At 48.2% G+C, this 1976-nt stretch carries 2 protein-coding genes; both read right to left on the reverse strand.

The features are described 5' to 3' along the window. Positions 1 to 234: 234 nt before the first annotated feature. Positions 235 to 408 (reverse strand): ATP-binding protein, encoded by a 174-nt coding sequence (locus BM357_RS19105; RefSeq protein ID WP_342741647.1) that lies wholly within the window; start codon positions 406 to 408, stop codon positions 235 to 237. Positions 409 to 724: 316 nt separating this feature from the next. Continuing rightward, positions 725 to 1921 (reverse strand): glycosyltransferase family 4 protein, encoded by a 1197-nt coding sequence (locus BM357_RS18655; RefSeq protein WP_281245622.1) that lies wholly within the window; start codon positions 1919 to 1921, stop codon positions 725 to 727. Positions 1922 to 1976: the final 55 nt, after the last annotated feature.

The following is a 1976-nucleotide window of genomic DNA, read 5'->3' on the forward strand; positions in this document are numbered from 1 at the left end:
CACGGAATCACCTGCGCAAGCTTGACCCAGCGGTTATCCTCATTCAACTTCCCACAGAACGGAAGGAAGAAATCACCTGGCAAAATAAGTTGGTTCTCCCTCGCGCGGAACATCGATCTGTCCTCCATGTGCAAGGATTTTGCGCTCCTGTCTACAAAAACCCTTGCACATAAATTCGCGTTCAGAGCCCCAAAATCCTGGCCAGTAAAGGACTTTCCGTTCGTTCAGCAGACCCTATTTACCAGTTTTCTCGGCCTGTGGCAAGCCATTTCTTAATTTTCGCATAGATTCGCCCTTCAGCAGGAGCTTGTGGGCATTGTGGACGAGGCGGTCGAGCACAGCGTCTGCGACGGTGAGATCAGCGAACGTGCCGTACCACGCCTCTATCGGCAGCTGGCATTCCAACAACCATATACGGATAACCTTGGAATTTCCATATCGCTAGGGTTCACTAAGGACAAAACCGTCGAAATCCGGGATTAACGATGCGGCAGGATTCACTTCATGTTACGGCCTGCAGTTTCGCTTCACCCATCCGGGCTTTTCGCAGGGCTTCACCCTTAGGCTCTCACCACCAAGTGCCTGCTAGCAACGAGGCGGTCTGGCCCCTACCTCGGCCGGACTTGCACCGGCTAGTTGTGCCTAGCTTTGCTAGGCGCGCTGTGCTCGATTTGACGCATACAGCAGATCGTCATGGATTCGACATCGACTGACCGTGGGTTGGTCATTTTAATACTCTCTCGTATATTTCCATATACTTGCCAAGTACACTATCTGTAGAATACACTACGGTCCGCCTTCTACAGTTCTTCGCCATTTCTCTAATTAGCGCTTTATCATTAATAACAGCTCTTACTACGGAAGCTAAGGAATTTGGTTGTTCGGGCTCGAAGAGCCATCCGGTCACCCCGTCGTCAATCATCTCTGGAATACCGCCTCTCTTCGAACCAATCACAGGAACTCCATGACTGTGCGCTTCCAAAACGATCCTACCTAGTGGTTCTTGCCACAATGACGGCACCACCAAAACGTCTATTTGAGAGAAAAATTCCTGGGGATTCACGTATCCTACGTATCTTACCCTATCTCTTATGGCGCTTGGAACGATGTTGGCTTTGAATCCCTTTCCAGCTAGGATGAGATCCCAGCATTCATCGACCAGTGAACATAATTCAGACAGCATAAACTCTACGCCTTTCTCACGGTCAAACCGCCCTAAATACCCCAAAGTAAGCCGACGGCCTACAGATCCTCCTTCATCTCTTGGAACTGGTGTAGGTGGTACGTACGCATTCGGAATCACCGCTGTATCACAACTCCGAAACGCTCCGTGTTCAAGATGTTTTGACAAAATAAAACGACTGATGCCCACGACGACATCAACCAACTTCGTATTCGCAAGCTTCGGCATACTAAAGACCTTACACACCGCACACTGCCGTGAGCAGTTATTATCTTTGAACATTGTCATTCGAGGGCATAAGAGATAGTAATCCCTTATCGTGTGAACTACAGGCAACCGCAACTTGTGTGCAACCTGCCAGACACCAATAGAGAAACCAGCTATGTTATTCGTGTGAACAATATTCGGGTTTTCAGCCATTAAAATATCCTTGACTCTACGAGTCATAAGGACATTATTTATATCAAATAAATGCCACAATATTTTTTCGTATTGATGGTGTTCGTCATATGGCCAGTAAACATTTCGCAACTTCACGTAATGGATTGTCACATTCCCTCTTTCCACTCTTTTATCCTTATCCGGCGATGTACATATAACAACGACCTGATGCCCAGCATCAGCCAATGAATTTGCAAGCAATGCCACCGAGCGTTCCGCACCACCAACCTCGTTTGGGGCATATAAGGTATTAATTAGGGTCTGCTGAACGAGTCTTTCTGCGAGATTCGACGGCACTTGGTTTGTATGCTGTTGTATGGCGTCTTGGCCTGCCGCCAAACGTCACGCGAGC

The organism is Paenalicyclobacillus macrosporangiidus (genome assembly GCF_900116805.1).
GTDB lineage: Bacteria > Bacillota > Bacilli > Alicyclobacillales > Alicyclobacillaceae > Alicyclobacillus_H > Alicyclobacillus_H macrosporangiidus.